This is a genomic window from Novosphingobium silvae (genome assembly GCF_009856825.1).
Taxonomy (GTDB): Bacteria; Pseudomonadota; Alphaproteobacteria; order Sphingomonadales; family Sphingomonadaceae; genus Novosphingobium; species Novosphingobium silvae.
Genome location: NZ_WVTD01000005.1, coordinates 190986 through 216748, shown reverse-complemented (window position 1 = coordinate 216748; position 25763 = coordinate 190986). Strand labels below are relative to the sequence as shown.

General features: G+C 66.6%; 22 protein-coding genes. 15 read left to right on the top strand and 7 right to left on the bottom strand.

Features of this window, described 5'->3' with window-relative positions; translation table 11 throughout:
• The first annotated feature begins 154 nt into the window (after positions 1 to 154).
• From pdhA to GR702_RS09245, 4 genes are all read left to right on the top strand, one after another.
• On the top strand, positions 155 to 1231 hold the full coding sequence (gene pdhA / locus GR702_RS09260; RefSeq protein WP_160985601.1) for a pyruvate dehydrogenase (acetyl-transferring) E1 component subunit alpha: 1077 nt from the start codon (positions 155 to 157) through the stop codon (positions 1229 to 1231).
• 1 nt (position 1232) lies between these two features.
• Positions 1233 to 2648 (top strand): pyruvate dehydrogenase complex E1 component subunit beta, encoded by a 1416-nt coding sequence (locus GR702_RS09255; RefSeq protein ID WP_160985600.1) that lies wholly within the window; start codon positions 1233 to 1235, stop codon positions 2646 to 2648.
• A gap of 154 nt (positions 2649 to 2802) precedes the next feature.
• On the top strand, positions 2803 to 3495 hold the full coding sequence (locus tag GR702_RS09250; RefSeq protein WP_160985599.1) for a hypothetical protein: 693 nt from the start codon (positions 2803 to 2805) through the stop codon (positions 3493 to 3495).
• A 92-nt stretch (positions 3496 to 3587) separates the two neighbouring features.
• Positions 3588 to 4013 (top strand): EF-hand domain-containing protein, encoded by a 426-nt coding sequence (locus GR702_RS09245; protein WP_237449634.1) that lies wholly within the window; start codon positions 3588 to 3590, stop codon positions 4011 to 4013.
• A 31-nt stretch (positions 4014 to 4044) separates the two neighbouring features.
• On the opposite strand, the gene trmFO is transcribed toward GR702_RS09245, so the two are convergent.
• Positions 4045 to 5385 (bottom strand): methylenetetrahydrofolate--tRNA-(uracil(54)-C(5))-methyltransferase (FADH(2)-oxidizing) TrmFO, encoded by a 1341-nt coding sequence (gene trmFO / locus GR702_RS09240; protein WP_160985598.1) that lies wholly within the window; start codon positions 5383 to 5385, stop codon positions 4045 to 4047.
• A 122-nt stretch (positions 5386 to 5507) separates the two neighbouring features.
• On the opposite strand from trmFO, the gene GR702_RS09235 reads away from it, so the two are divergent.
• Positions 5508 to 6173 (top strand): hypothetical protein, encoded by a 666-nt coding sequence (locus GR702_RS09235; RefSeq protein ID WP_160985597.1) that lies wholly within the window; start codon positions 5508 to 5510, stop codon positions 6171 to 6173.
• A 462-nt stretch (positions 6174 to 6635) separates the two neighbouring features.
• On the opposite strand, the gene GR702_RS09230 is transcribed toward GR702_RS09235, so the two are convergent.
• Both GR702_RS09230 and gyrA read right to left on the bottom strand, forming a co-directional pair.
• Positions 6636 to 6977, bottom strand: coding sequence for a DUF952 domain-containing protein (locus GR702_RS09230; protein WP_160985596.1), 342 nt, complete (start codon positions 6975 to 6977; stop codon positions 6636 to 6638).
• Complete coding sequence (gyrA, locus tag GR702_RS09225) at positions 6974 to 9811, bottom strand: DNA gyrase subunit A (protein WP_337192559.1); 2838 nt, start codon at positions 9809 to 9811, stop codon at positions 6974 to 6976. Before gyrA ends, GR702_RS09230 begins: the two co-directional genes overlap by 4 nt.
• Before the next feature lie 307 nt (positions 9812 to 10118).
• Here gyrA and GR702_RS09220 point away from each other — a divergent pair, with 307 nt between their 5' ends.
• Positions 10119 to 11480 (top strand): hypothetical protein, encoded by a 1362-nt coding sequence (locus GR702_RS09220; protein WP_160985595.1) that lies wholly within the window; start codon positions 10119 to 10121, stop codon positions 11478 to 11480.
• A 110-nt stretch (positions 11481 to 11590) separates the two neighbouring features.
• Here the strand turns inward: GR702_RS09220 and GR702_RS09215 are convergent, their stop codons facing one another.
• Complete coding sequence (locus tag GR702_RS09215) at positions 11591 to 12244, bottom strand: carbonic anhydrase (RefSeq protein WP_160985594.1); 654 nt, start codon at positions 12242 to 12244, stop codon at positions 11591 to 11593.
• A gap of 95 nt (positions 12245 to 12339) precedes the next feature.
• Between GR702_RS09215 and lipA the strand changes: the two genes are divergently transcribed.
• A complete protein-coding gene (lipA, locus tag GR702_RS09210; protein ID WP_160985593.1) occupies positions 12340 to 13296 on the top strand; it encodes a lipoyl synthase in 957 nt (318 codons plus the stop codon).
• A 3-nt stretch (positions 13297 to 13299) separates the two neighbouring features.
• Positions 13300 to 13746 carry a type II toxin-antitoxin system RatA family toxin gene (locus GR702_RS09205; RefSeq protein WP_160985592.1) on the top strand — a complete coding sequence of 149 codons (447 nt, stop codon included), beginning with the start codon at positions 13300 to 13302 and terminating at the stop codon, positions 13744 to 13746.
• Between the two features lie 97 nt (positions 13747 to 13843).
• Here GR702_RS09205 and GR702_RS09200 read toward each other — a convergent pair whose 3' ends face one another.
• From GR702_RS09200 to GR702_RS09190, 3 genes are read right to left on the bottom strand one after another with little or no spacing between them, the layout of a single operon-like run.
• Positions 13844 to 14353 (bottom strand): CinA family protein, encoded by a 510-nt coding sequence (locus GR702_RS09200; protein ID WP_160985591.1) that lies wholly within the window; start codon positions 14351 to 14353, stop codon positions 13844 to 13846.
• Between the two features lie 17 nt (positions 14354 to 14370).
• Positions 14371 to 14913 (bottom strand): hypothetical protein, encoded by a 543-nt coding sequence (locus tag GR702_RS09195; RefSeq protein ID WP_160985590.1) that lies wholly within the window; start codon positions 14911 to 14913, stop codon positions 14371 to 14373.
• Between the two features lie 25 nt (positions 14914 to 14938).
• A complete protein-coding gene (locus tag GR702_RS09190) occupies positions 14939 to 16117 on the bottom strand; it encodes a bifunctional 2-C-methyl-D-erythritol 4-phosphate cytidylyltransferase/2-C-methyl-D-erythritol 2,4-cyclodiphosphate synthase (RefSeq protein ID WP_160985589.1) in 1179 nt (392 codons plus the stop codon).
• An 80-nt stretch (positions 16118 to 16197) separates the two neighbouring features.
• Between GR702_RS09190 and dusB the strand changes: the two genes are divergently transcribed.
• From dusB to hflX, 7 genes are all read left to right on the top strand, one after another.
• Complete coding sequence (gene dusB / locus GR702_RS09185) at positions 16198 to 17250, top strand: tRNA dihydrouridine synthase DusB (RefSeq protein ID WP_160985588.1); 1053 nt, start codon at positions 16198 to 16200, stop codon at positions 17248 to 17250.
• Positions 17247 to 18368 carry a two-component system sensor histidine kinase NtrB gene (locus GR702_RS09180; protein ID WP_160985587.1) on the top strand — a complete coding sequence of 374 codons (1122 nt, stop codon included), beginning with the start codon at positions 17247 to 17249 and terminating at the stop codon, positions 18366 to 18368. The genes dusB and GR702_RS09180 overlap by 4 nt, the downstream gene beginning before the upstream one ends.
• Positions 18365 to 19798: a sigma-54-dependent transcriptional regulator gene (locus GR702_RS09175; RefSeq protein WP_160985586.1), complete on the top strand. Its 1434-nt coding sequence runs from the start codon at positions 18365 to 18367 to the stop codon at positions 19796 to 19798. Before GR702_RS09180 ends, GR702_RS09175 begins: the two co-directional genes overlap by 4 nt.
• Positions 19799 to 19921: 123 nt before the next feature.
• Positions 19922 to 22096: a sensor histidine kinase gene (locus tag GR702_RS09170; protein ID WP_160985667.1), complete on the top strand. Its 2175-nt coding sequence runs from the start codon at positions 19922 to 19924 to the stop codon at positions 22094 to 22096.
• Between the two features lie 59 nt (positions 22097 to 22155).
• Entirely contained in the window at positions 22156 to 23571 is a 1416-nt protein-coding gene (ntrX, locus tag GR702_RS09165; protein ID WP_160985585.1) for a nitrogen assimilation response regulator NtrX, read from the top strand.
• 143 nt (positions 23572 to 23714) lie between these two features.
• On the top strand, positions 23715 to 24296 hold the full coding sequence (gene hfq, locus GR702_RS09160; protein ID WP_160985584.1) for an RNA chaperone Hfq: 582 nt from the start codon (positions 23715 to 23717) through the stop codon (positions 24294 to 24296).
• 31 nt (positions 24297 to 24327) lie between these two features.
• On the top strand, positions 24328 to 25761 hold the full coding sequence (gene hflX / locus GR702_RS09155) for a GTPase HflX (protein ID WP_202408164.1): 1434 nt from the start codon (positions 24328 to 24330) through the stop codon (positions 25759 to 25761).
• Positions 25762 to 25763 lie beyond the last annotated feature (2 nt).

The window sequence follows — 25763 nt, the reverse complement described above, 5'->3', positions numbered from 1 at the left end:
CAGGAGAGAGGGCTCGATGCCGGTTTCTGCAAACGTCGTTGCAAAATAGTCCACAATCGAGGCCGGATTTCGAGCCTCGACGCTTTTGCTTTGCGACCGGCCTCCCTATACCGCTGCTCCGAAACGATCGCATCAACGATGGGGGAGCAACCCGTTGCCCAAAGCCAAGAATGACGCCCCGGTAGCCGAGACTGCCGCCGTCGCAGACGAGAATTTCGCCCTGCACAGCCTCCAGGAGGCTCTCGAGGCAGATCGCCGATACACGGCCAACAAGGAAGAACTCCTTCACCTCTACGAGCAGATGCTGCTCATCCGCCGCTTCGAGGAAAAGGCCGGCCAGCTTTACGGCCTCGGCCTCATCGGCGGGTTCTGCCACCTCTACATCGGCCAGGAAGCCGTGGCGGTCGGGCTGCAGTCCGCGCTCGACAGCGCGAAAGATTCGGTGATCACCGGGTATCGCGACCACGGCCACATGCTGGCCTACGGCATCGACCCCAAGGTCATCATGGCCGAGCTTACCGGCCGCGAAGCCGGTATCTCGAAGGGCAAGGGCGGCTCGATGCACATGTTCTCCGTGGAGCATCGCTTCTACGGCGGGCACGGCATCGTCGGCGCGCAGGTCTCGCTTGGCGCGGGCCTCGCCTTCGCGCACAAGTACCGCGAGGACGGCGGCGTCGCGATGGCCTACTTCGGCGACGGCGCGGCCAACCAGGGCCAGGTCTACGAGAGCTTCAACATGGCGTCGCTGTGGAAGCTGCCGATCATCTTCGTGATCGAGAACAACCAGTACGCGATGGGCACCGCGGTCAGCCGCTCGTCGGCCGAGACGCACTTCCACCGTCGCGGCACCGGTTTCCGCATCCCCGGCATGCAGGTAGACGGCATGGACCTGCTCGAGGTCCGCAAGGCCGCCGAGATCGCGCTCGAGCATGTGCGCGGCGGCAACGGCCCCGTGCTCATGGAGCTCAACACATACCGCTACCGCGGCCACTCGATGTCCGACCCCGCGAAGTACCGCAGCCGCGAGGAAGTGCAGGGCGTTCGAGACAAGCGCGATCCCATCGAGCATGCCAAGGCGGAACTCATGGAAATGGGCGTGACCGAGGAAAGCCTCAAGGAAATCGACAAGCGCGTGCGCGCGCAGGTGGCCGTCTCGGCCGACTTCGCCGAGAGCTCGCCCGAACCCAACCCGACCGAACTGTATACCGACGTACTGGTGGAGAGCTACTGAGATGGCGATCGAACTGAAGATGCCGGCTCTCTCGCCCACCATGGAAGAGGGCAAGCTGGCGCGCTGGCTGGTGAAGGAAGGCGACACCGTGGCTTCGGGCGACATCCTCGCCGAGATCGAGACCGACAAGGCGACGATGGAGTTCGAGTCCATCGATGAAGGCACTGTCGGCAAGCTCCTCGTCGCCGAGGGCACCGAAGGCGTGAAGGTCGGCACCGTGATCGCCATCCTGGCGGGCGAGGGCGAAGACGCCTCCGCGAGCGAGGCGCCGGCCGCCTCGGCCGACCAGGGCAAGGAAGCGCCCGAGCAGGTCAAGGAAGGTCCGGAGCAGGGCGAGAAGCCGGCCGAGGACAAGAAGCCTGCCGAAAGCGGCACCGCCAACCTCGCCAGCGAGATCAAGACCGCGCGCGATCCCGAGGTGCCCCACGGCACCAACATGAAGACCTCGACCGTGCGCGATGCGCTTCGCGACGCCATGGCCGAGGAAATGCGCCGTGATCCGCGCGTCTTCGTGATGGGCGAGGAAGTCGCCGAATACCAGGGCGCCTACAAGGTCACGCAAGGCCTGCTGGCAGAGTTCGGCCCGACCCGCGTGATCGACACCCCGATCACCGAGTACGGCTTCGCCGGCATCGGCACGGGCGCTGCCATGGGCGGCCTGCGCCCCGTGATCGAGTTCATGACGTTCAACTTCGCCATGCAGGCGATTGACCACATCATCAACTCGGCCGCCAAGACCAACTACATGTCCGGCGGCCAGATGCGCTGCCCGATCGTGTTCCGCGGTCCCAACGGCGCTGCCTCGCGCGTGGGTGCGCAGCACTCGCAGAACTACGGCCCCTGGTATGCAAACGTCCCGGGCCTCGTCGTCATCGCGCCTTATGATGCGTCCGACGCCAAGGGCCTGCTCAAGGCGGCGATCCGTTCGGAAGACCCGGTCGTGTTCCTCGAGAACGAACTGGTCTATGGCCGCACCTTCGAGCTGCCCGAGCTTGACGACCATGTCCTGCCGATCGGCAAGGCGCGCATCATGCGCGAGGGCAAGGACGTGACCATCGTGTCCTACTCGATCGGCGTCGGCCTCGCTCTGGAAGCCGCGGAAACGCTGGCAGGCGAGGGCATCGACGCCGAAGTGATCGACCTTCGTACCCTGCGCCCGCTCGACAAGGAAGCGGTCCTGGCGAGCCTTGCCAAGACCAACCGCCTCGTCGTCGCGGAAGAAGGCTTCCCGGTGTGCTCGATCGCGTCGGAAATCTCGGCGATCTGCATGGAGGAAGGTTTCGACAACCTCGATGCGCCGGTGGTTCGCGTCTGCAACGAGGACGTGCCGCTGCCTTACGCGGCCAACCTCGAGAAGCTCGCGCTCATCGATGCCGGCCGCATCGTCGAGGCCGTGAAGAAGGTCACCTATCGCTGATCGAATGGGCAGGAGCGGTGCCGAGCGCCGTCCCTGCTCGTCCCCTCTGGAGGCGGACCTGTCGATGGGCAGGGCCGCCTTTTTTGCGATTCAGTCAAGCAGCGTCGGCAACCTCGCGATTGCTCCCGCCCCGCGCCCGCTCTAGGGAGGCGGCGTGAGTGAAACCCCTCTCCCCGATGCGCGGCAGACTACCGAGGACACCCTCCTCCAGACCCTGCCGACCGTCTCGCGCCTTGCCCTTGCCTATGCGCCAAGGTCCGCGCGCATGCAGACGCTCGCGCTTTTCGCGCTCGATGCGCGCCTCGCGGGGCTACTGCGCAATTCGCGCGAGCCGATGATGGCGCAGCTTCGCCTGTCATGGTGGCGCGAATCGCTCTCGCAGCCGGCTTCCAAGTGGCCCGATGGCGAGCCGCTTCTCGTCGCCCTGAAGAGCTGGGAAGGGCACCACGGCGGGCTCGTCAGCCTCGTGAACGGATGGGAGGAACTGACGGGCGCCGCGCCGCTGGCCCCGTCCGCCCTCGAAGCCATGGCCGAGGGGCGTGCCGCCGCTTTCGCCACGCTCGCCCAGGCGCTCGGCCTCAGGCGCGATCTTGGCGCGGCGCAGCAGCTTGGCCGCTCGTGGGCGCTTGCCGACCTTGCCATGCGCCTTGGCCATGAAAACGAGCGGGAGACCGCGCGCATGCTGGCCCTGGCGCACCGTGCCGGTCGCGCCCGGGTATCGCGTCCCTTGCGTCCGCTGCTGGTGCTTCATGGTCTCGCCACGCGCAGGCTGGAGAAGGGCGAGGATGCGGCGACATCGCCAGCGGCGCTCCTGAAGGCAATGCGCCTCGGGCTTCTGGGGCTCTGATTACAGCGATGTAATTTCCGCCGGCGCCGACCGGCGGCTAGCGTCCCGGCTCATGACCGGTATCGTGACCAACCGCTTCCTGCTCGGCGGCCTTGCCGCTCGCCATGGTGGGCCTTGGCCTGTTCTGGATGCAGGGCCGCGCCGAAGTGGAAGCAGGCGCCCCGCCCCCGCAAGCCGCTCAAGCGCCACCGGCCCTGGTGCCGAGCGCCGATCCCGGCGATGCCACCGGTCCTGCGCCGCCGGAGGCCACGGCACTCTCGCGGGAGCAGCGCCGCTTCTTCCGGTACGACCGCGACCGCGACGGGCGGATCTCGCGCAACGAGATGCTTTCCACCCGCTCCGAAGGATTCCGCGCGCTCGACAAGGACGGCAACAACCTCCTCACATTCGAGGAGTGGGCAGTGGCGACGGTGGACAAGTTCGCGCAGGCCGATCAGGACGCCGATCAGTACCTGACCCCTGACGAGTTCCGCCGGACCGCGCCGCCGCCAAAGCCCCGGGCGAAGTGCAAGTGCTGATCGGTCGCGCGTTCAGGCGGCGTCGTGGCCGTCAGGCAGGGACGAGGCCGGAAAGCCAGGGCACGATCTCGTCCTTCGCGCGGGCGGTGTAGGCTTCCTTGCGCTGCTTCTTCTTCACGTCGTGCAGCGGCGGGAACAGGCCGAAGTTGACGTTCATCGGCTGGTAGCTGTCCGCCTCGGCATCGCCGGTGATGTGCGAGAGCAAGGCGCCGAGCGCGGTGGTGGCGGGCGGCGCCTGCCATTCGCGTCCTGCCAGTTCCGCGCCGGCCATCAGGCCCGCAAGCATCCCCACCGCCGCGCTTTCCACATAGCCTTCGCAGCCGGTGATCTGCCCGGCAAAGCGCACGTGGGGCGCGGTCTTAAGGCGCAGCTGCCTGTCGAGCAGGATGGGCGAATTGAGGAACGTGTTGCGGTGCAGCCCGCCCAGACGCGCGAACTCCGCCTTTTCGAGGCCGGGGATGGTGCGGAAAAGCTCTACCTGCGCGGCATGCTTCAGCTTGGTCTGGAAGCCCACCATGTTCCACAAGGTGCCGAGCTTGTTGTCCTGGCGCAGCTGCACCACCGCGTAGGGCCAGCGCCCGGTCCTGGGATTGTCTAGGCCGACCGGCTTCATCGGCCCGAACCGCAGGGTATCGACACCGCGCTCGGCCATGACCTCGATCGGCATGCAGCCGTCGAAGTAGGGGGTGTTCGCCTCCCACTCCTTGAACGAGGTCTTCTCACCCTCGACAAGGCCGCGATGGAAAGCGAGGTACTGATCGCGGTCCATCGGGCAGTTGATGTAGTCCTTCGCCTCGCCTCCAAGCTTCGAAGGCTTGTCCCAGCGCGAGGCCTTCCAGCACACGTCCATGTCGATCGTGTCGTGGTAGACGATGGGCGCGATCGCATCGAAGAAGGCGAGGCTGTCTGCGCCCGTGGCCTGCGCGATCGAGCCGGCGAGCGCCTCCGCCGTCAGGGGGCCTGTGGCGACGATCGTCATGCCTGCATCGGGCAGCGTGTCCACCCGCTCGCGCACGATGTCGAGGCCGGGAAGGGCGGCAAGGCGCGCTTCGACTTCGGCCGAGAACACGTCGCGGTCCACGGCGAGCGCGGATCCGGCGGGAACCTGCGCGGCGGCGGCGGCGGCCATGATCACCGAATCGCACCGGCGCATCTCGTGGTGGAGCAGGCCCACGGCGTTCTTCTCGTCGTCGTCCGAGCGGAAGGAGTTCGAGCAGACCATCTCGGCAAGGCCGTCGGTCTGGTGGGCGGGGCTGCGCTCGCCCGTTCCGCGCATTTCGGAAAGGCGGACCTTGAAGCCGCGACGGGCAAGCTGCCAGGCGGCTTCGCTGCCGGCGAGGCCGCCACCGATGATGTGGACGTCGTAAGTCATGGCGCAGCGCCTAGCGCCAATGCGCCGCGCGGAAAAGGGGCCGGTGGAAATGGGGGCGCGCATCTGCCATGGCCCTTCCGGGTTATGGCCCTGCGCGTGGACGAGAAGGACCGACGAAGACGATGCCCAAGCGTGCGCTGATCGAACGCCGCCCCTGGCTACTGGCGAGCATGGCCTGCGCGTTGGCATGGCTGCTGCTGCAGGGCGGGCAGACGCCGGGGCTCTACCTGATGGTGTTGAGAGGCGGAGCGCTGGTGCTGCTGGCGATCTACGCCGCGCTGCGCCACCGGGGAAGCGACACGCGCTCGCTTGCGGGGATGCTGGTGTTGGAAGGGCTGGGCGCCGGGCTGCTGGAGACGATGCCGCTGATTGCGCTGAACCTGCTGCTGGTGGGCTATCTCGTGGGCCTTGGCCTGTTCCTGGCCCACCGGCGGCCGGTGATGGACGCGGACAGGCGCGCGGCGGCACTGGCGCTGACGCTGGGCACGCCGCTGCTCTGCTTCTTCGCGGCGGACCGGGCGGGCGTGGGCGTGCCGCTGTTTCTGGGGCTGGCGCTGGGCGGCATGGCGGCGGCCGCATGGATCAGCACTTTCGCGCGCTCCCGCGTAGGGCTTGGCGCGGCGCTGATCGGGGCCGGCAACGTGCTGGGCATAGCGGCGCTGGGCGCGCTGGCGGGTGCTCCTGCACCGATCCTCTCGCTCGCGGCGTGGCCGCTGTTCTACATCGGCAACCTGGTGCTGGCCACGGGCGTCACCGGTGAGCTGCGGATGCGGGACGACTTTACATGATCCGGGCCTCAGCCTCGGCTACTGCCGCCATCTTCGGACAAGCCTGATCGCCCGCTGGCGAGTGCGGGATAACGCCGGGAGAGGAAAGTTCAGCGGACGGAAAAGCGGTCGACGCTGGTATTGTTGCTCGCGGGCATCACGCGGGCGCTGCCGGTCGGCTCTCGTTTGCGAACGGCCCGGGAGCGGCCTTGCTCTCCCGGGCTCGGCCCGTGCGGTGCGTGGGGGTGACGGGCAGGGCTCGCGTCCAGGCCGTCTTCCCTGAGGGCATACCCTCATCTTCGTCCACGCATCCTCTTGCGGCAATCACCGGTGCTGCTGCCGGGCGCCGACCGCTTGCGAAAAGAAGCGGGAGGAAGCGTCAGCTACGCGCTTCTTTCCGTTCCGCCGCTTGATCGATCGTAATCGATGGCGCGGATTATAACCTAATTGGTTATATCTGTCAAGATGCGCCGGATTCCGCCCTCAGGCAGGAAGCACGGGCTCGCCGCCGGCGTACCGCGAGACCGGCGCGTGCGCGATGACGGCGGACAGGGGCAACTGCGCATAGATGTGCGGAAACAGCGCACCGCCGCGCGAGACTTCCCATCGGATCGCATCGCCCAGCGCGGCCAGATCCACCGCGGCAAGGTGCAGGTCGTCCTGCGCCGCGAAGTGCTTGTCCAGCGTGCCGCGCACCTGCCCGGCGGTGGAGAGGTGGATATAGCCATCCGCGATATCCACCGGCGCCCCGGCGAACGTCCCATCGGCGAGCAGCTGCGCCAGCTGCGCGCCGGTGAGGATCTTGTAGGCGACGGTCGCCGTCATTCCGCCCCGCGCCCGTCGCCGTCGTCTTCGCCGTCCTCGTCCTCGGGACCGTCCGCAAGGTCGATCACGTCCGCGACATCGGCCACGTCCACATCGGCAACGTCCGCGACGACTGCCTCCGTGGTTTCCCCAAGCACCGGCGCGACGGTTTCGCTCTCGGCCTCCTCGTCAAGACGGACGGCGCTGACGACATGCTCGTCGCCCGAGACGGTGAAGAGGCGCACGCCTGCCGAACCGCGACCGATCACCCGCAGCGAGGAAAGCGGCAGGCGGATCAGCTTGGCCTGGTCGGTAACGAGCATCAGCTGCTGCGCGCGGGTCGCCGGGAAGCTGGCGACGACCGGGCCGTTGCGGCCGATGTTGTCGATATTGGTGATGCCCTGGCCGCCGCGTCCGGTGCGCCGGTACTCGTAGGCAGAGGAAAGCTTGCCATAGCCGTTGGCGCAGACAGTGAGGATGAACTGCTCGCGTGCGGTAAGCTCGGTCATGCGATCCGCATCGAGCGTCGGCTCGCCGTCCTTCTCGCCCTTCCACGGAGCGAAGCGCAGGTACTGCTCGCGCTCGTCCGCATCGGTTCCGACGCGGTGCAGGATCGAGAGGGAGATCACCTCGTCGTCGCCCTTGAGCGTCATGCCGCGAACGCCGGTGGAGGTGCGGCTGGTGAACTCGCGCACGTCGTCACCGGCGAAGCGGATCGCCTTGCCCTGCCGGGTGGCGAGGAGAACGTCGTCGCTGGCTTCCAGCAGCGCCACGCCGATCAGGCGGTCGTCGCTGCCTTCGTCGAAGCGCATGGCGAACTTGCCGTTGCTCGGGATGTTCGCAAAGGCGTCCATCGAATTGCGGCGCACGTTGCCCCGGGCAGTCGCGAAGACGACCGAGAGCTTGCTCCATTCCGCCTCGTCCTCGGGCAGGGCAAGCACGGTCTGGATCGTCTCGTCCTTGTCGAGCGCGGGCAGCAGGTTGACGATCGGGCGGCCGCGCGTGGTCGGCCCGCCTTCGGGCAGCTTGTAGACCTTGAGGCGATAGACCTTGCCGGCGGTGGAGAAGAACAGCACCGGGTTATGGGTGGAAGTGACGAACATCGTCGTCACGGCATCCTCTTCCTTCGTCGCCATGCCGGCGCGGCCCTTGCCGCCACGGGCCTGGGCACGGAAAGTAGAGAGAGCCGTGCGCTTGATGTAGCCGTCCATGGTGACGGTCACCACCATGTCCTCGCGCTCGATCAGGTCCTCGTCCTCGATCCCGTCGAATGCGGCGGTGATCTCGGACAGGCGCGGGGTGGCATAGGCGTCGCGCACGGCCTGCAGTTCCTCGCGCATGACGGCGAAGAGCTTCGTGCGGTCGGCGAGGATCGAGAGGTATTCCTCGATCGCGACGGCAAGCTGCTTGAGCTCGTCGCCGATCTCATCGCGGCCCAGCGCGGTGAGGCGATGGAGGCGCAGGTCCAGGATCGCCTTCACCTGCGCTTCGGACAGGCGATAGGTGCCGCCCTGCTGCTCGGCGTCAGGCTCGATCGCTTCGACAAGGCGGATGTAGGGCGCGATGTCTCCGATCGGCCATTCCTTTGCGAGCAGCTTGGCGCGCGCATCGGCGGGGTTCGAAGCACCGCGGATGATCTTCACCACCTCGTCCATGTTGGACACGGCGACGACGAGGCCCAGCAAGATGTGCGCCCGCTCGCGCGCCTTGTTCAGCTCGAACTTGGTGCGGCGGGTGATGACCTGCTCGCGGAACTGGATGAAGGCCTGCAGGATGTCGCGCAGCGACATGATCTCGGGGCGGCCGCCACGGATCGCCAGCATGTTCGCGGCGAAGTTCGACTGCGCGGGCGTGCTGCGCCAAATCTGGTTGAGCACGACCTCCGGCGAGGCGTCGCGCTTGAGGTCGACGACCACCCGCACGCCTTCGCGGCTGGATTCGTCGCGGATGTCGGCAACGCCTTCGATCCGCTTGTCCTTGGCGGCCTCGGCGATCTTCTCGACCAGGTTGGACTTGCCCACCTGGTAGGGGATGCTCGTCAGCACGATGGAGCGGGCGCCCCGGCTTGCGCCGCGCGCTTCCTCGACGTGGCTGCGGCAGCGCATGATGATCGAGCCGCGGCCCGTGAGCGCCGCATTGCGCGCGCCGCCCTGGCCCAGGATCAGCGGCGCGGTCGGGAAATCGGGCCCCGGGATGATCTGGAACAGCTCTTCCGAGGTGATGGCCGGATTGTCCATCAGTGCGAAGCAGCCGTCGATCACTTCGCCCAGGTTGTGAGGCGGGATGTTCGTCGCCATGCCGACCGCGATGCCGCCTGCGCCGTTGACGAGCAGGTTGGGGAAGCGGGCGGGAAGCACTGTGGGCTCGCGGCGCGAACCGTCGTAGTTGTCGGCGAAGTCGACGGTGTCCTTGTCGAGGTCGTCGAGCAGAGCGTTCGCCACGCGGGCGAGGCGGGCCTCGGTGTAACGCATCGAGGCCGGCGGATCGGGGTCCATCGAACCGAAGTTGCCCTGGCCGTCGATCAGCGGCAGGCGCATCGACCAGTCCTGCGTCAGGCGCGCAAGCGCGTCGTAGATCGCGCTGTCGCCGTGCGGGTGGTAGTTGCCCATGACGTCGCCGACGATCTTGGCCGACTTGCGGTAGGGGCGCCCCGCGACGAAGCCGCCTTCCTGGCTGGCGAAGAGAATGCGGCGGTGCACCGGCTTGAGGCCGTCGCGCACGTCCGGCAGAGCGCGGCTCACGATCACGCTCATCGCGTAGTCGAGATAGCTCGTCTTCATCTCGTCGACGATGTCGACGCGGGGGTACTCGCCCTCGGGGCCGCTGGTCTGGTTGATGTCGGTCTCGTCGCTCACGCGGTTCTATCGCCCGATTACTGAGGAAGGGTTGCGGTGGATGGATTGATGGACCGCCCTAGGACATGCGCAGGCCGAATGCCACCGGAACCGCGCAGATGCAGGGAAGGGGGGCTTCGTTTTCCACACATATGCTCGGGAACCGGCGGCGGGTGCGACGAATTGCGTTCAAACACCGTTCACTGGCGCGCGCCTATTTCGCAGGCGAGGTTGCCAAGGGCCGAAATGGACGCCAAACCTGCCCGGCCCATTCTTGCGATCCTGCTTTCGGGCAGGATTTGTTTTGTCTCGAGAGGAGTTAGCCTGGATGGCTCGCAAGTTCCTTGTATCCCGTGTCGCCCTTGCCGTCGCGCTTTCCAGCGGGCTTGCGCTGGGCGCCGTCGGCGCAGCTGCGCCCGCCATGGCGGCGAAGAAGAAGGATAAGGCTCCGGCTTCCAACTTCTCGCCCGAGTTCGTGAAGGTCGCCGGGCCGATCGAGAAGGCGATGTCCGAAGCCACCGCCAAGGTACCGCCGAACGCCCAGCCCGCCGACCTGGCGCCGGCCAAGGCGGCATTCGATGCGGCCGTGGGCGGCAACGGCAAGGCCGCGCTCGATAGCGCTGCCGCGGTCGCGACGACGGCGGACGACAAGATGGCCGTGGCGCAGTGGATGCGCAACTATGGCATCATCTCGCAGGACCGCGCGCTCACCCTGCGCGGCACGCAGATGCAGCTGGACAGCGGCAAGCTTCCGGCAGCGGCCGTGGGTCAGACCAACTACAGCGCCGGCATCACCGCCTACCAGATGCAGGACTATGCCGCTTCGGCGAAGTACCTGAAGGCCGCGAAGGACGCAGGCTACGTGGATTCCACGGGCCAGCTCGACGCAGTGCTTGCCGACTCCTACAAGAAGTCGAACAACCCCGACGCCGCGCTGCAGATGTCCAAGGACGAAGTCGCCGCCGCGCAGGCCAAGGGCATCGCGCCGTCGGAAACCTCGCTGCGCAACGTGCTGCAGCAGACCTACACTGCCAAGCAGCTTGGCCCGTCGACCGAATATGCAGCGCTGCTCGGCCAGTACTACCCGGCGACCTGGGGCACCGCGATCTCCGTCGTGGCGCAGCTTGCCAACCTGCCCCGCGAGCAGGACCTGGACCTCATCCGCCTCAAGTACGCCACCAACTCGATGACCGAGAAGCGTGACTACTACGAATACCTCGACGCCGTGGACCCGCGCGCGTTCCCGGGCGAAGCGGTCAAGGTCATGAACGACGGCATCGCCAAGGGCAAGCTGACCCGGGCCGAAGTGGGTGCGGACCTGACCAATGCGCAGGGCCGCATCGCGGCGGACAAGGCCTCGCTTCCCGCTACCGAGCGCGACGCGAACAAGCCGGGTGCCACCGCCGCCACCGTAGTGAGCGCGGGCGACGTGTTCCTGAGCTACGACGAGCCGGCCAAGGCCGAGACCTTCTATGCCAAGGCGCTCACCATGCCCGGCGTCGATACCAACAAGGTAGCCCTGCGTCTCGGCATGTCCCAGGCACTCACCGGCAAGTATGCGGATGCGCAGACCAATTTCGCCAAGGTGACCGGGCCTCGCCAGCCGGTGGCCAAGCTGTGGTCGGCCTATGCCAAGGGCAAGGCGTCGCCTTCGGGTACGGCGCCGGCCGCACCGGCCGCGACGAACTGATCCAGGGCTAAACGGACAAAAAGAAAGGGCGACGGGAAACCGTCGCCCTTTCTCGTTTCAGCTTCCGCTCCTGGCGGGTCGACGCCCGGGACCGGCAAGAGGCCTCCCGCTCAGGAGATCGGCGCGAACTCACCCGTCTCGCTGTCGAGCAGGTGAAGCACGCCGTCCGAAATCGCGAAGAACGCGCCGCGCAGGCGAAGCTGGCCCTTGCCCACCTTGCTCTGGACGCAGGGGAAGGTCATCAGGTTCTCGAGGCTGACCTTGACGGCGGCCTGCTCCATCGCACGCTCGGCGTCGCGGCCGGTGGTGCCCAGCGTCTCGGCCACGGGGATCCGCGCCTCGTCCAGCATCGAGATCCAGTCCGCGACGAAGCCGCCCTGGCCGACCTCGGCGTCCTTGAGGTCCTGCGTGAGCGCGGCCTTGCAGCCGCCGCACAGGCCGTGCCCCATGACGACCACTTCCTTCACCTTGAGCACCTGCACCGCGAACTCCAGCGCAGCCGAGACGCCGTGGTGTCCGGGCGTGGTCTCGAACGGGGGGACCAGCGCGGCGACGTTGCGCACGACGAATATGGTGCCGGGATCGACGTCGAAGATCTGGCTGGGATCGACGCGGCTGTCGGAACAGGCGATGACCATGACCTCGGGCGACTGGCCCTTGCCAAGCTGGTCCCAGCGTTCGCGATTGGAGCTCCAGCCGGTGGTGCGGAAGCGGCGGTAACCATCGATGAGGGTGTCGAGCACAGGGTCGTCCGTGGAAGTCATGGGGGGCTTTCCTTTACGTTGCGACGAAGGTCTCCTTTCCCTTACGCCGGATATTCCTGCTGGCAAGCTCGGGCACATACGACTATCTGGGCGTCATGAACGATCTCTCCTCCGTGCCGACCCCCGAAGACGCCCCGCAGCGCCAGCGCAAGCCCGACTGGATCCGCGTTAAGGCTCCGACCAGCAAGGGCTATGGCGAGACTCGCCAGCTCATGCGCGACCTCAAGCTCAACACCGTGTGCGAGGAGGCCGCCTGCCCGAACATCGGGGAGTGCTGGACGAAGAAGCACGCGACGGTGATGATCCTGGGCGATACCTGCACGCGCGCCTGTGCGTTCTGCAACGTCAAGACGGGTATGCCCGGGCGGGTGGATCCGATGGAGCCGCAGAACGTGGCGGAACTGGCGCTGAAAACGGGGCTGGAGCACATCGTCATCACTTCGGTCGACCGCGACGACCTTCCCGACGGGGGCGCCTCGCAGTTCGTCAAGGTGATCGAGGCCCTTCGCGCGGCCACGCCTTCGACCACGATCGAGATCCTGACGCCTGACTTCCGCAACAAGATGGAGCGTGCGGTGGAGGCCATCGTCATGGCGCGGCCCGACGTCTACAACCACAATCTCGAGACGGTGCCCCGGCTCTATCCCACCATCCGCCCCGGCGCGCGCTACTACGCCTCGCTGCGTCTTCTCGAGGAGGTGAAGCGGCACGACCCCTCGATCTTCACCAAGTCGGGCGTCATGCTGGGCCTGGGCGAGGAACGCCTTGAGGTCCACCAGGTGATGGACGACATGCGCTGCGCCGACATCGATTTCCTGACCATGGGGCAGTACCTGCGCCCGACGCCCAAGCACGCCGAGGTCAAGGAGTTCGTGACCCCGCAGGCGTTCAAGGCCTATGGGGCGATTGCGCGCGCCAAGGGGTTCCTGCAGGTCGCATCCTCGCCGCTTACGCGCTCCAGCTACCACGCGGGGGCCGATTTCGCCGAGATGAAGGCAGCGCGCGATGCCAAGCTCGCCAAGGCGGCGGCGCTCGCCGGTGCCGGAGCCTGATCCATGCCCGGCATTCATGAGACGCGGCGCATGCCCTACAGCGCCGAGCAGATGTTCGACCTCGTTGCCGATGTCGGCCGCTACCAGGAGTTCCTTCCCTGGGTCGTGGCGACGCGGGTGAAGTCCGACGACGGGCACGAGATGATCGCCGACATGCTGGTGGGCTTCAAGGCGCTGCGTGAAAAGTTCACGTCGCGCGTGGAGAAGGAGCGCCCGCGCGAGATCCGGGTCCACTACGTCGACGGGCCGATGCGCGACCTCGACAACCGCTGGACCTTTCATCCCGTGGACGAGAACAGCTGCGACATCGAGTTCGACGTGCGCTTCACGTTCCGCAACGCCCTGTTCGAGAAGCTGGCCGGCCAGTACTTCGACAAGGCCTTCCGCAAGATGGTCACCGCCTTCGAGACGCGTGCCTCGGAACTCTACGGCTTGCCGCAAGCGGGCTGAGGGCTGCCCATTGATGCGGTAGCAGGCAGAGCCAGCGCCGTGATGCGCCGGGCCGCGGCCTCAGCTTTCGGACACCCAGCCTTCGGTCATCGCCCTCTCACGGCGTTGGCGGCAGCAGGAGTTCGAGCGCGACGATCGCCGCCTGATGGCGGATCGCGGCCCGAGTGCCGCCTTCCAGCAGCTTCTGCTCGGCGTTGACGTTCTCGTCGCCCCGGAACGCGCAGGCGAACACTACGGTGCCCACCGGCTTCATCTCGGTGCCGCCGTCGGGCCCCGCTATGCCGCTGATCGCCACCGCCACGTCCGCCCGGCTCTTCCGGATCGCGCCCTGCGCCATGGCCCAGGCGGTTGCCGGGGAGACGGCGCCGAACGAATCGATGATGTCGGCATGGACGTCCAGCATCTCCATCTTCGCCTCGTTCGAATAAGTGACGAACCCTCGGTCGAGCACGGCCGAGGAGCCGGGAATCTCGGTCAGCGCGGCGCTGACGAGACCGCCCGTGCAGCTCTCCGCCACCGCGACCGTGCGGCCCTGCGCCCTGTTCTCGTCGATCACCCTCTGGGCAAGGGCGACGAGATCGGCAGGGAAGAACGGATTGCTGTCCATGGGTGTCCTTTCCGGTATCAGTCGCGGCAGAGCGTGACTTTGCCGAGCTTGGGATCGGCGGCGCCCGCGACGTCGAGCGTCAGCGCGATCAGGCCTGCGGTGTTCTCCGGCGGCAGCGGCGAAAGCAGGTCGATCGCAAGGTCCAGCTTGTTGCACGACTTGAGCGCGATGCGCTGGGCGACGAAGCCCTCGACGAATGCGTCTGCCATCTGGCGAACGGTCTCGTCCGGAAGGCCCGCGATCATCTTCGCCGCTCCGTCGCCCTGGGTGCCGAGCGTCTTCATGAACGCCGGACGGGCCTGCGGCCAGTACCTGTTCTTCTGACCGGCGTAGCGCGCGGCGAGCTGCGCACCTTCGCGGCGCAGGAACGAATTGGCCGGAAGGGAAGCGGCGCAGCGCCGGGTCGTGCCGTTGATCGCCTGCGGCAGGGCATAGGCGATCAGGGCGGTAGCCTCCTTCTTGGTGAGACAGGCGGGCTCTGCTGCGAAAGCGACACTCGGCGCGGCGAGGGCGGGAGCGAAAGCGGCCGCAAGGGCAAGCGTCCGGGCGAATGCGTGCATCAGATGTTCCTTGTCCGTCCGGCGTTCAGACGCGTGTCAGGCTTACTGCGGCCTGGGCTGCGATACCTTCGCGCCTGCCGGTGAAACCCAGCTTCTCGGTCGTCGTTGCCTTGACGCTGATCGAAGTGATGTCAACGCCCAGGATTTCGGCCAGGCGTGCGCGCATCGCCTCCCGGTGCGGACCGATCTTCGGCGCCTCGCAGATGATCGTCACGTCGGCATTCCCCAAGGCGTAGCCCGCTTCCGCCACGAGGCTGCCGGCGTGGGCGAGGAACCGGTCTGAAGCGGCACCTTTCCAGCGGGCCTCGCTCGGCGGGAAGTGCTGCCCGATGTCGCCCGCGCCGATTGCGCCGAGCATGGCGTCGACGAGCGCGTGAATGGCCACGTCGGCATCGCTGTGGCCCGAAAGGCCGTGCGTATGCTCGATGCGGATACCGCAGAGCCAAAGCTCCTCGCCTTCTTCGAGCCGGTGGACGTCGTAGCCCGTACCCACGCGCACGAGCGGCAGGGAGGCCGCGAAGTCGGAAGCATAAGTCAACTTGTGCAAGGTCTCGTCCCCTTCGACCAGCGCGATCTCCATCCCCGAGGCACTGGCGACCTGCGCATCGTCGCCCGCGTCCAGAGTGCCTTGCCATGCGCGGTGAGCCGCGAGAATAGCATCGAAACGGAAGGCCTGCGGCGTCTGCACGCGGCGCAGCTTCTCACGGGCTGCGGGCGAGCCCATGAGATCGTCAGGCCCCGCATGGGTCAGGCTGTCCACCACGGGCAGGACGGGTATCGCGCCCGACCGGCGTTGGAGCGCTTCGAGCAGGCGCTCGAGGACATGGCCGGGAACGATGGGCCGGGCAGCGTCGTGGATCAGCACGGCGCCGGGCGCGAACCCGGCCAGCACTTCCAGCCCCTGCGCAACGGATTGCTGGCGGGTGGCGCCGCCGGTTGCCAATCGCACCCCCTCGATTCCGGCGAGAGCCTCTTGCGCGGCGGCCTCTGCCCCTTCCGGAATCATCACCAGGATAGGGTTGCAACCGGCAGCCGCGAACGCCGCGACCGAGTGGCGCACCACGGGCTTCCCACGCCAGCGCGCGAACTGCTTGGGAAGGGGCTGCCCCGCGCGCAGGCCCTGACCTGCGGCGACCACCAGCGCGGCGATGGCCCCGCGCGTTTCGGACCCGCCGGGGCGAATGTGTGAGACCTCTTGCGACATTGCTCACGCCGGTAATGGCTTGCCTGGCGCAGGGCAATCCACTATGCGCTGCCTGTTTTTTAGGCAGCACTGCGCAGATCATGACATCATTGCCCAATCCCCCGGCACTCAAGCCCATTCAGGTCGGCCCGGTCACGATCGACTGCCCGGTCGTGCTCGCGCCGATGACCGGGGTGTCCGACCTGCCGTTCCGCAAGATGGTCCGGGGCTTCGGGTCGGGCCTCAACGTCACCGAAATGATCGCCAGCCCGGCCGCCATCCGCGAGACACGCGTGTCGTTGCAGAAGGCGATGTGGGATGCGATGGAAGACCCGGTCTCGATGCAGCTCGTCGGCTGCGAGCCGGACCAGATGGCGGAAGCGGCGAAGCTGGTGGAAGACCGGGGCGCGGCGATCATCGACATCAACATGGGATGCCCGGTCCGCAAGGTCGTCAATGGCGATGCCGGGTCCGCGCTCATGCGGCAGGTTCCGCTGGCGACGAAGCTGATCGAGGCGACGGTGAAGGCTGTCAAGGTGCCCGTTACGGTGAAGATGCGCATGGGCTGGTGCCACGACAGCCTCAACGCCCCTGAACTCGCCCGGATCGCCGAGGATCTGGGCGCGCGGATGATCACGGTCCACGGCCGCACCCGCAACCAGATGTACAAGGGCGAGGCGGACTGGGCTTTCGTTCGCAAGGTGAAGGACGCCGTGTCCATCCCGGTCATCGTCAACGGCGACATATGCTCGATCGATGACGCCGCCAGCGCGCTCGAGCAATCGGGCGCCGACGGGCTTATGATCGGCCGCGGCGCTTATGGCCGGCCCTGGTTTCTCTCCCAGGTCATGCAGTGGTGGCGCGGCGCACCGGTGGCGGGCGATCCGACCTTTGCCGAGCAGTACGAGATCATGCGCGCCCACTACGAGGACATGCTCAGCCACTACGGCCGCGACACCGGCGTGAAGATGGCACGCAAGCACCTGGGCTGGTACATTCGCGGCGTGCGCGGTTCTGCCGAGTTCAGGAACAAGGTGAACTTCATCGCCGATCCCGATGAAGTTCTTCGGGAACTTGCTGAGTTCTATGCCCCCTATCGGGAAGGCGGCGAGTTCGCGCACGAGCAGCCCCGCACGAATCTCCAGGCCGCATGAGCCTTTCGGCCGGCACCGGCATTCCCGAAGCCCAGCGGCTGCTTGCGAGCCTGCCGCAGGCGGTGGTCCTGCTGGAGCCCGGCCTGACGATCGCATCGCTGAACCCGGCCGCCGAGCAGTTCTTCGGCCAGTCCGCCCGTCGCCTTGTCGGTTGCGAGCTTCGTGACGTGGTCTCCATCTCCGACCGGCGGCTGGCCGATCGTCTTGCGGACTATGAAACGCCGGTATCCGCGCGTGAGATCGTCGTACAGCTCAGGGGCAAGGGTGCGCGGCGGATCGATATCAACGTGGCTCCCGTGGCGGACACCCCGGGCTGGCAGCTGCTGACGATCCACGACAACAGCGCCGCCGATGCACTGGGGGACGACTCGGGCGGGCCGGACAATGCCGTCCTGCGCGGTCCCGAGATCATGGCGCACGAGATCAAGAACCCGCTGGCGGGGATACGCGGCGCGGCGCAGCTGCTCGCCCGCCGGGTGGAGGAGCGGGACCGCGCCCTGACCGACCTCATCACCGGGGAGGTGGACCGCATCGCCGGACTCATCGAGCGTATGCAGAAGCTGAGCGGGCGCACCGCTCCTCCCGTCGGGCCCTGCAATCTTCACGAGGCCGCGCGCCGCGCTATAGACGTGCTGGATGCCGCGAACGCCCAAGGAACCTCGCGCTTCCGGCTGGTCGAGGAGTTCGACCCCTCGCTCCCGCCGGTGCTGGGCAGCGCGGACGGGCTGGTGCAGGTCATGATCAACCTGCTCTCCAATGCGGTCGAGGCCTGCCAGGATGCCGATGAGCCACGCGTCGTCATCCGCACGCGCTTCGCCAGCGGCCTGCAGCTTCAGACCGGCGATGCCAGCGCCCCGCTGCGTTTGCCCATAGAAGTCCGCGTGAGCGACAACGGGCCCGGGATCGATCCCGCCATGCGCGATCACATCTTCGAGCCATTCGTCACCACCAAGAAGTCGGGGCAGGGGCTTGGCCTGCCGCTCGTGCGCAAGCTGGTGCGCGACATGAACGGGCGCATCACGCACGAGCGCAACGAGGAGGCCGGCCTGACGCACTTTCGCATACACCTGCCGCTCGCGCGTGAGCCGCGCTCCCGTCCGCGAAGGAAAACGGCATGAGGGACGTCCTGCTGGTGGAGGACGACATGTCCATTGCCATCGTCATCACCGCCGCGCTGGAGGACGAGGGCTTCCGCGTCGTCCACTGCCAGACGCTTGCGGAGCGCGATCGCCAGCTGGCGGAGCGCGGGTTTGCCGCTCTCGTCACCGACGTGATGCTGCCCGACGGGGACGGCATCGAGACCATCGAGCGGGTACGGGCACGGCATGCGCAGATGCCGATTGTCATCCTGTCGGCCCAGAACACGCTCGATACGGCCGTGCGGGCGACCGATACCGGAGCCTTCGAGTACTTCCCCAAGCCTTTCGATATCGACGAACTGGCCCGCACCGTGCGCCAGGCGGCCGGAGCCTCGCAGGGGCAGGCGCTCGAAGAGGAGCCCGTGGCCGAGGGCCTGCCCCTGGTGGGGCGCAGCCCGGCGATGCAGTCGGTCTTCCGCATGATCACCCGGGTTCTGCGCAACGACCTCACGGTGCTGATCCTTGGAGAATCGGGCACCGGCAAGGAACTGGTGGCCGAGGCGATCCACCAGCTCGGCAACCGGCGGACCGGGCCTTTCATCGCCGTGAACACGGCTGCGATCCCGGCCGAACTGATCGAAAGCGAGCTGTTCGGGCATGAGAAGGGCGCGTTCACCGGGGCGGTAACGCGTCACGTCGGCAAGTTCGAGCAGGCGGCGGGGGGCACGCTGTTCCTCGACGAGATCGGCGACATGCCGATGCAGGCGCAGACGCGGCTGCTGCGCGCGCTGCAGTCCGGCACGGTGCGCCGCGTCGGCGGACGCGAGGAGATAAGGCTCGATACGCGGATCGTCGCTGCCACCAACAAGGACCTCGAGCCAGAGATATCTGCCGGGCGGTTCCGCGAAGACCTGTATTATCGCCTGAACGTCGTGCCCATCCACATGCCGCCGCTGCGCGATCGCCGCGACGACATCGATCTGCTTGCCCGGCACTTCCTGCAGCACGCCGCGACCGAGGGTTTGCCGCGCCGCATGCTGACGCCCGATGCAGCCGAACTGCTGAGCCGCCAGCCCTGGCGTGGCAATGTGCGTGAGCTCAAGAATTTCATCTACCGGCTGGCCCTGCTGGCGCGCGAAGACCTGATCGATGCCGATGCGGTGATGCCGCTGCTGGCGCAGGAACCCGCCGATGGCGGCGAAGGTGCAAGTCACGACGCGGACGGTGGCGGACGGAACGACATCGCCGCTGCCGTCGCGCAGTGGCTTGCCGCCACCCGCCCCGCGAGCGGCACGATCTACGACAGCGCCATGGCCGCTTTCGAGCGTCCGCTCTTTGCCGAGGTCCTGCGGGAGACGGCGGGGAATCAGCTTCGCGCGGCGCAGGCGCTGGGCATCAACCGCAACACCTTGCGCAAGCGTCTAGGCGAACTCGCGCTCGACCCGGAGGACTTCGCTCGTCGACCGTAATTCTACCTTCGTGGATTCCCTCTTGCAGCCGGGCCACAGTGCTGTTGTAAGGTTGCAACGATGATGGAAGTTTCAGTCCAGGAGCGCGGGCGCAGGCGTGGCTGGCCACGCTGGTGGCGGCGGATGCAGGTTGCTGCGCGCCGGGCCAACTTCTTTGCGGTGATCGAAGTCCTCTCGATCGTGGCCTTCCTTGCCATGACGACGGCCACCTGGGTCGCGCTGAACAATGGCGGTGACCGCCGCGAACTTCTGCCCTCGAACCTCACGGCCAGCCTCCTTGTCGGCACGCTGGTGCCGGCCATGGCTATACTGGTGTTGCTCGGCCGCCGCATGGCGCTGCGGCGCGCGGCCGACACTGGCGGCACCAGTTCGATGCACGTCCGCCTCGTGTTCATCTTCTCGCTGATCTCGGCCGTCCCCACGCTGCTCGTTGTGGTGTTCGCCTCGTGGCTGTTCCAGTCGGGCGTGGAGTTCTGGTTTTCCGACAGTTCGAGGGGGCTTCTGGAAAACGCGAACAAGCTCGCACGCGGCTACTACGAGCAGACTTTGCGCGATGTGGGATACGAATCGGTCGCGATGGCACAGGATTCGCGCGACGCTCTTACCGCATATCCCGTTGCGAGCCGCGAGTTCCAGGCATTCCTCGGGGACCAGGTGCTGCGCCGCAATCTGAGCGTCGCCGCGCTGATCCAGATCGACGGGAAGGGCAACCAGCGCACGCCGATCGTCGTCAATCCCGATGGCGAGGCAGAGAACAACCGCATCGGCCAGGACGTGCTGGCTCGCCTCGACAAGGGCGAGCCCTACGTGGTCAATGCCAAGGACAACCGCATCGTCGCGGCCACTCCGATCGAGCGCAGTTCCGGCGTCTACCTCCTCGTCATCCGCAGTTCCGATCTGCTCTCGCTCAGCCAGGGCGAGCGAGCGGAGAACATCGTGCAGGCCTACGAAGTCCTGACAAGCAGGGCGCGGGTGCTGCAGTTGCGGTTCAACGTGGCGCTGTTCGTCGCCTCACTTGCGCTCGTAGGCCTCGCCGTATGGTTCGCGCTACGGTTCGCGGACCGGCAGGTGGCGCCTCTGTATGAACTGGTGGACGCTGCTCGCCGGGTGGGCGCCGGCAACTACTCGCTGCGGATCGAGGGGCGTACCGGCGCCGACGAGATCGGCCTGCTCAACCGCGCCTTCAATCGCATGACCGGCCAGATCGAAAAGCAGACCCAGGCTCTTCTGGGCGCCAACCGCCAGTTGCACGAGCGGCGCCTGTTCATCGAGGCCGTCCTCGAATCGGTAACGTCCGGCATCATCTCGCTCGATGGCGAAGGGCGCATCCTGCTCATGAACAGCACGGCGCAGAAGCTGCTCACCGACCGCAGCGGCGAAGTGCCCGAGGGCATGGCGATCGCCGAACTCGCTCCGGCGATCGCGGCCCTACTGGAGAAAGGCTCGGCGGACGGCATCGTCCAGTACAACCGCGGCGGCGATCTCCTGACGCTGGCGGTGAAGACGAGCCGCGATGCGACGGGCTTTGTCATCACGTTCGAGGACATCACTCGCCAGTTGCTGGACCAGCGTACGGCGGCCTGGTCCGATGTCGCGCGGCGCATCGCCCACGAGATCAAGAACCCGCTCACGCCGATCCAGTTGGCGACGGAGCGCCTTAGCCGCCGCTACCGCAAGCAGATCACCGACAATCCCGAACTTTTCGAGGACCTGACTCGCACGATCATCCGGCAGGTAGGGGACCTGCGCAAGATGGTGGACGAGTTCTCGTCCTTCGCGCGCCTGCCCAAGCCTGTGTTCCGGGCCGAGGATCCGGTGGCGCTGACCCGCCAGGCCCTGTTCCTGCAGGAGGTCGCACGACCCGACATCGACTTCTCGTTCAGCAGCCAGCGCCACATCGGAATGATCGACTGCGATCGACATCAGTTCGGCCAAGCCATGACGAACGTTCTCAAGAACGCCGTCGAAGCTACGGAAGCGAAAGCGAAAGATGGCGGCGAGGACTATCGCGGTGCCATCAAGGTCGAAGTCGCCGACGACGAGCGTTCGATCCTCGTGCGCATCACAGACAACGGCATCGGCCTGCCGCAGGACCGCGAACGCATCATCGAACCATACGTGACCACGCGTGAAAAAGGCACCGGCCTTGGGCTCGCGATCGTCAACAAGATCATCGAGGAGCACGGCGGCGAGATGACGTTCACGCCCGCTCAAGGTGGCGGCACCACAGTGACGATGCGGTTCGCTCACGATCCGCTCGCCCACGAACACGGCCGCAAGGCGGAGGCGGTGCATTGAACCCGATCCGCCGAAACGGCCTACCGACCGCATTTTCCTGAAACGAAGAAGAAACGCTGATGGCACTCGAAATCCTGATCGTCGACGACGAACGCGACATCCGCGAACTGGTCGCCGGCGTGCTGAGCGACGAAGGCTATGAATGCCGCACTGCAGGCGACAGCGAGAGCGCTCTCGCCGCAGTCGATGCGCGGCGACCCTCCTTGGTGTTGCTGGATGTGTGGCTCCACGGCAGCCCAATGGACGGCCTGGAGGTTCTCGACGCGATCAAGGCGCGTGAACCGGAACTTCCGGTCATCATCTTCTCCGGCCACGGCAATATCGACACTGCGGTTGCCGCTATCAGCCGCGGCGCGGTGGACTTCATCGAGAAGCCGTTCGAGGCTGAAAAGCTGCTTCACCTCGTCGGCCGTGCGACCGAGACCGAGCGGCTCCGGCGCGAGAACGCACAGCTGAAGCAAGGGCAGGCCTTTGCCGGGCCCGAGGAATTCACCGGGTCCAGCGGCGCAATCAACCAGGTCCGTGCCACGCTGAAGCGCATCGCCAACACCGGCAGCCGTCTCCTCATCACCGGGCCTGCGGGCTCCGGCAAGGAAGTGGCGGCCCGGCTGCTTCACGCATGGAGTCCGCGCGCCGACAGCGCTTTCGTCAGCGTCAACTCCGCGCGCATCACGCCCGAGCGGTTCGAACAGGAACTGTTCGGCGAAGAAGCCGATGGCGCTCTCATCCGGCCCGGGCTGCTTGAAACCGCCGATGGCGGCACGCTATACTTCGATGAAGTGGCGGACATGCCGCTTTCGACGCAGGCCCGCATCCTGCGCGTGCTGACCGACCAGGCCTTCGTCCGGGTCGGCGGCACCAGGCAGATCCGCGTGGATGTGCGCGTGGTGTCCTCTACCTCGCGCGATTTGGAAAAGGAAATCGCAGAGCGCCGCTTCCGCGAAGACCTCTTCTACCGGCTGAATGTGGTTCCAGTCTCGATCCCGGCACTGAGGGAGCGCCGCGACGACGTGCCCGCGCTCGTCGACCATTTCTTCGCTCGTTACGCCAGCGAATTGGGCGTCACGCCGCCGCAGGTGAGCGGAGAGGCGATGACCGCTCTGCAGGCCTATGAATGGCCCGGGAACGTGCGCCAGTTGCGCAATGTCGTCGAGCGGACCGTGATCATGGCCCCGCGAGACAAGCTCGCCCGGATCGAGGCCGACATGCTTCCGCCCGAGATCTTCAACAGCCGGGGAGGGGGGGAAGTGGGCGCGCCGGTGATGATGAGCGCGCCGCTCCGCGAAGCGCGCGAAAGCTTCGAGCGAGAGTACCTGCGTGTCCAGATACGCCGGTTTTCCGGCAATATTTCGAAGACTGCGGCCTTCATCGGGATGGAACGCTCCGCCCTTCACCGCAAGCTCAAGCTCCTCGGCATGTCCGAGCGCCGCGACGACGAGGTGGAAGGAGAGGATGCGGTGCAGGGCCCCGCGTGAGGAGCGACTGTAACATTTTCAACACAAAAACACGGTTTACTGCATTGCAGCAAATGAGTAGGTTTCGAGTCCATAACGGCATCGGATGATCCGGCGCCAGATCGCGGACCGCATAAGCGGCCGCCAAAAACACGGAGAATTACATGGCTGGTCGTACTCTCACCGCACGGCCCAAACCCACGCCGCCGCCGGCACCCGAGCCTGAGGAAACCGCCGTGGCCGCCACGCCTGCGCCGACGCCGTCCGCCGGCAAGGGGCAGAACCTGCAGGACCAGTTCCTGAACCTGCTGCGCAAGAACAAGACCCCGGTCACCATGTTCCTGGTCAAGGGCGTCAAGCTGCAGGGCATCGTCACCTGGTTCGATAACTTCTCGATCCTGCTTCGCCGCGACGGCCAGTCGCAGCTCGTCTACAAGCACGCGATCTCGACCATCATGCCTTCCACTCCGGTGGATGCACGCCAGTTCTCCAGCGGCTCCGAAACGGCGAAGAAGACGCGCGTCCTGCAGGATGTCTTCCTGTCCAGCATCCGCAACGCCGGTGTCCAGGTCACGATGTTCCTCATCAATGGCGTGATGCTGCAGGGCCGTGTCGCCGCATACGACCTGTTCTGCATGCTGCTGGAGCGCGAGGGCTACGTCCAGCTCGCCTACAAGCACGCGGTTTCGACGATTCAGCCCGTGACTCCAGTGGACCTTCAGGCGCATGAGGAAGCAGACGATTGACGTCGCGACTCCGGATTGAAGCTGAACTGATTTGAACGACGAACTCAAGGGCGAGGTCACGCGCGGCGCGCGGGCCCTCGTCGTCTACCCGCAGATGCGCGGACCCAAGGGCCAGGTTCCCGATCTCGACGCCGATGCGCGCCTCGCGGAAGCGCGGGGCCTTGCGCTCGCCATCGGCCTCGAAGTGGTCGAGGCGATGGCCATCGTCATACGCGAGCCGCGCGCCGGCACGCTGTTCGGCGAAGGCCAGATCCAGAACATCTCCGTCGCCGCGAACCTGAACGAGGCGGAACTTGTGATCGTCGATGGTTCGCTCACGGCGATCCAGCAGCGCAATCTCGAGGAAAAGCTGAAGCGCAAGGTCATCGACCGCACTGGCCTCATCTTAGAGATCTTCGGCGAACGTGCCGCGACGGCCGAGGGCCGCCTGCAGGTCGAACTCGCCCATCTGGACTACCAGGCCGGGCGCCTTGTGCGCAGCTGGACTCACCTTGAGCGTCAGCGCGGCGGCTTCGGCTTTCTCGGCGGGCCGGGCGAAACGCAGATCGAGGCCGACCGCCGCATGATCCGCGACCGAATGGCGAAGATCCGGCGCGAGCTGGAGCAGGTGCGCCGCACTCGCGGCCTCCACCGTGACCGCCGCGAAAAGGCTCCGTGGCCGATCGTCGCGCTCGTCGGCTACACCAACGCGGGCAAGTCCACGCTTTTCAACCGCCTGACGGGCGCGGGCGTGATGGCGGAAGATCTACTCTTTGCGACGCTCGACCCCACGATGCGCGCGATCCGGCTGCCCGCTTTGGAAAAGGCGATCCTGTCCGACACCGTGGGCTTCATCTCCGACCTTCCCACGCAGCTTGTCGCCGCTTTCCGGGCGACGCTGGAGGAAGTCACGGCGGCTGATGTCATCGTGCACGTGCGCGATATCGCCAATCCCGATACCGAGGCGCAGAAGCGCCAGGTTCTCGATGTCCTTGCCGACCTCGGCGTGCTGGAGCCGCAGCTCGACGCCCGCGCCTTGCGGCAGGCCGCGCGCGAGGAGCGAGCAGCCGGTTGGGCGCAGGAGGACGCGGAGGAAAGGGCCGAGCAGGGGGCTTCTCACCAGATTCCGATCATCGAAGTCTGGAACAAATGGGACCTGCTGGAACCCGAACAGGCCGCGGGCCTTCGCGAGGCTATCGCGCATCGCGAAAGCGCTCACGGCGATGGCGAAACCATCGTCGCGGTATCCGCGCTGACGGGGGAAGGGTGTGACGACCTTCTGGTGACCGCAAGCCGCATGCTCACTCAGGACGCGAAGGTCTACAGCTTCGTCATCCCGGCGGCCGATGGACAGCGCTTGGCCTTCCTGCACGCGCGCGGGGAAGTGATGGCGGAAGAAGACGCCGGTGAGGGGCCGGACGGACCTCAGTTGCGGCTGCAGGTCCGGCTGTCGCCGCGGGAGCTTGGGCGCTTCACCGCTCTTTGATG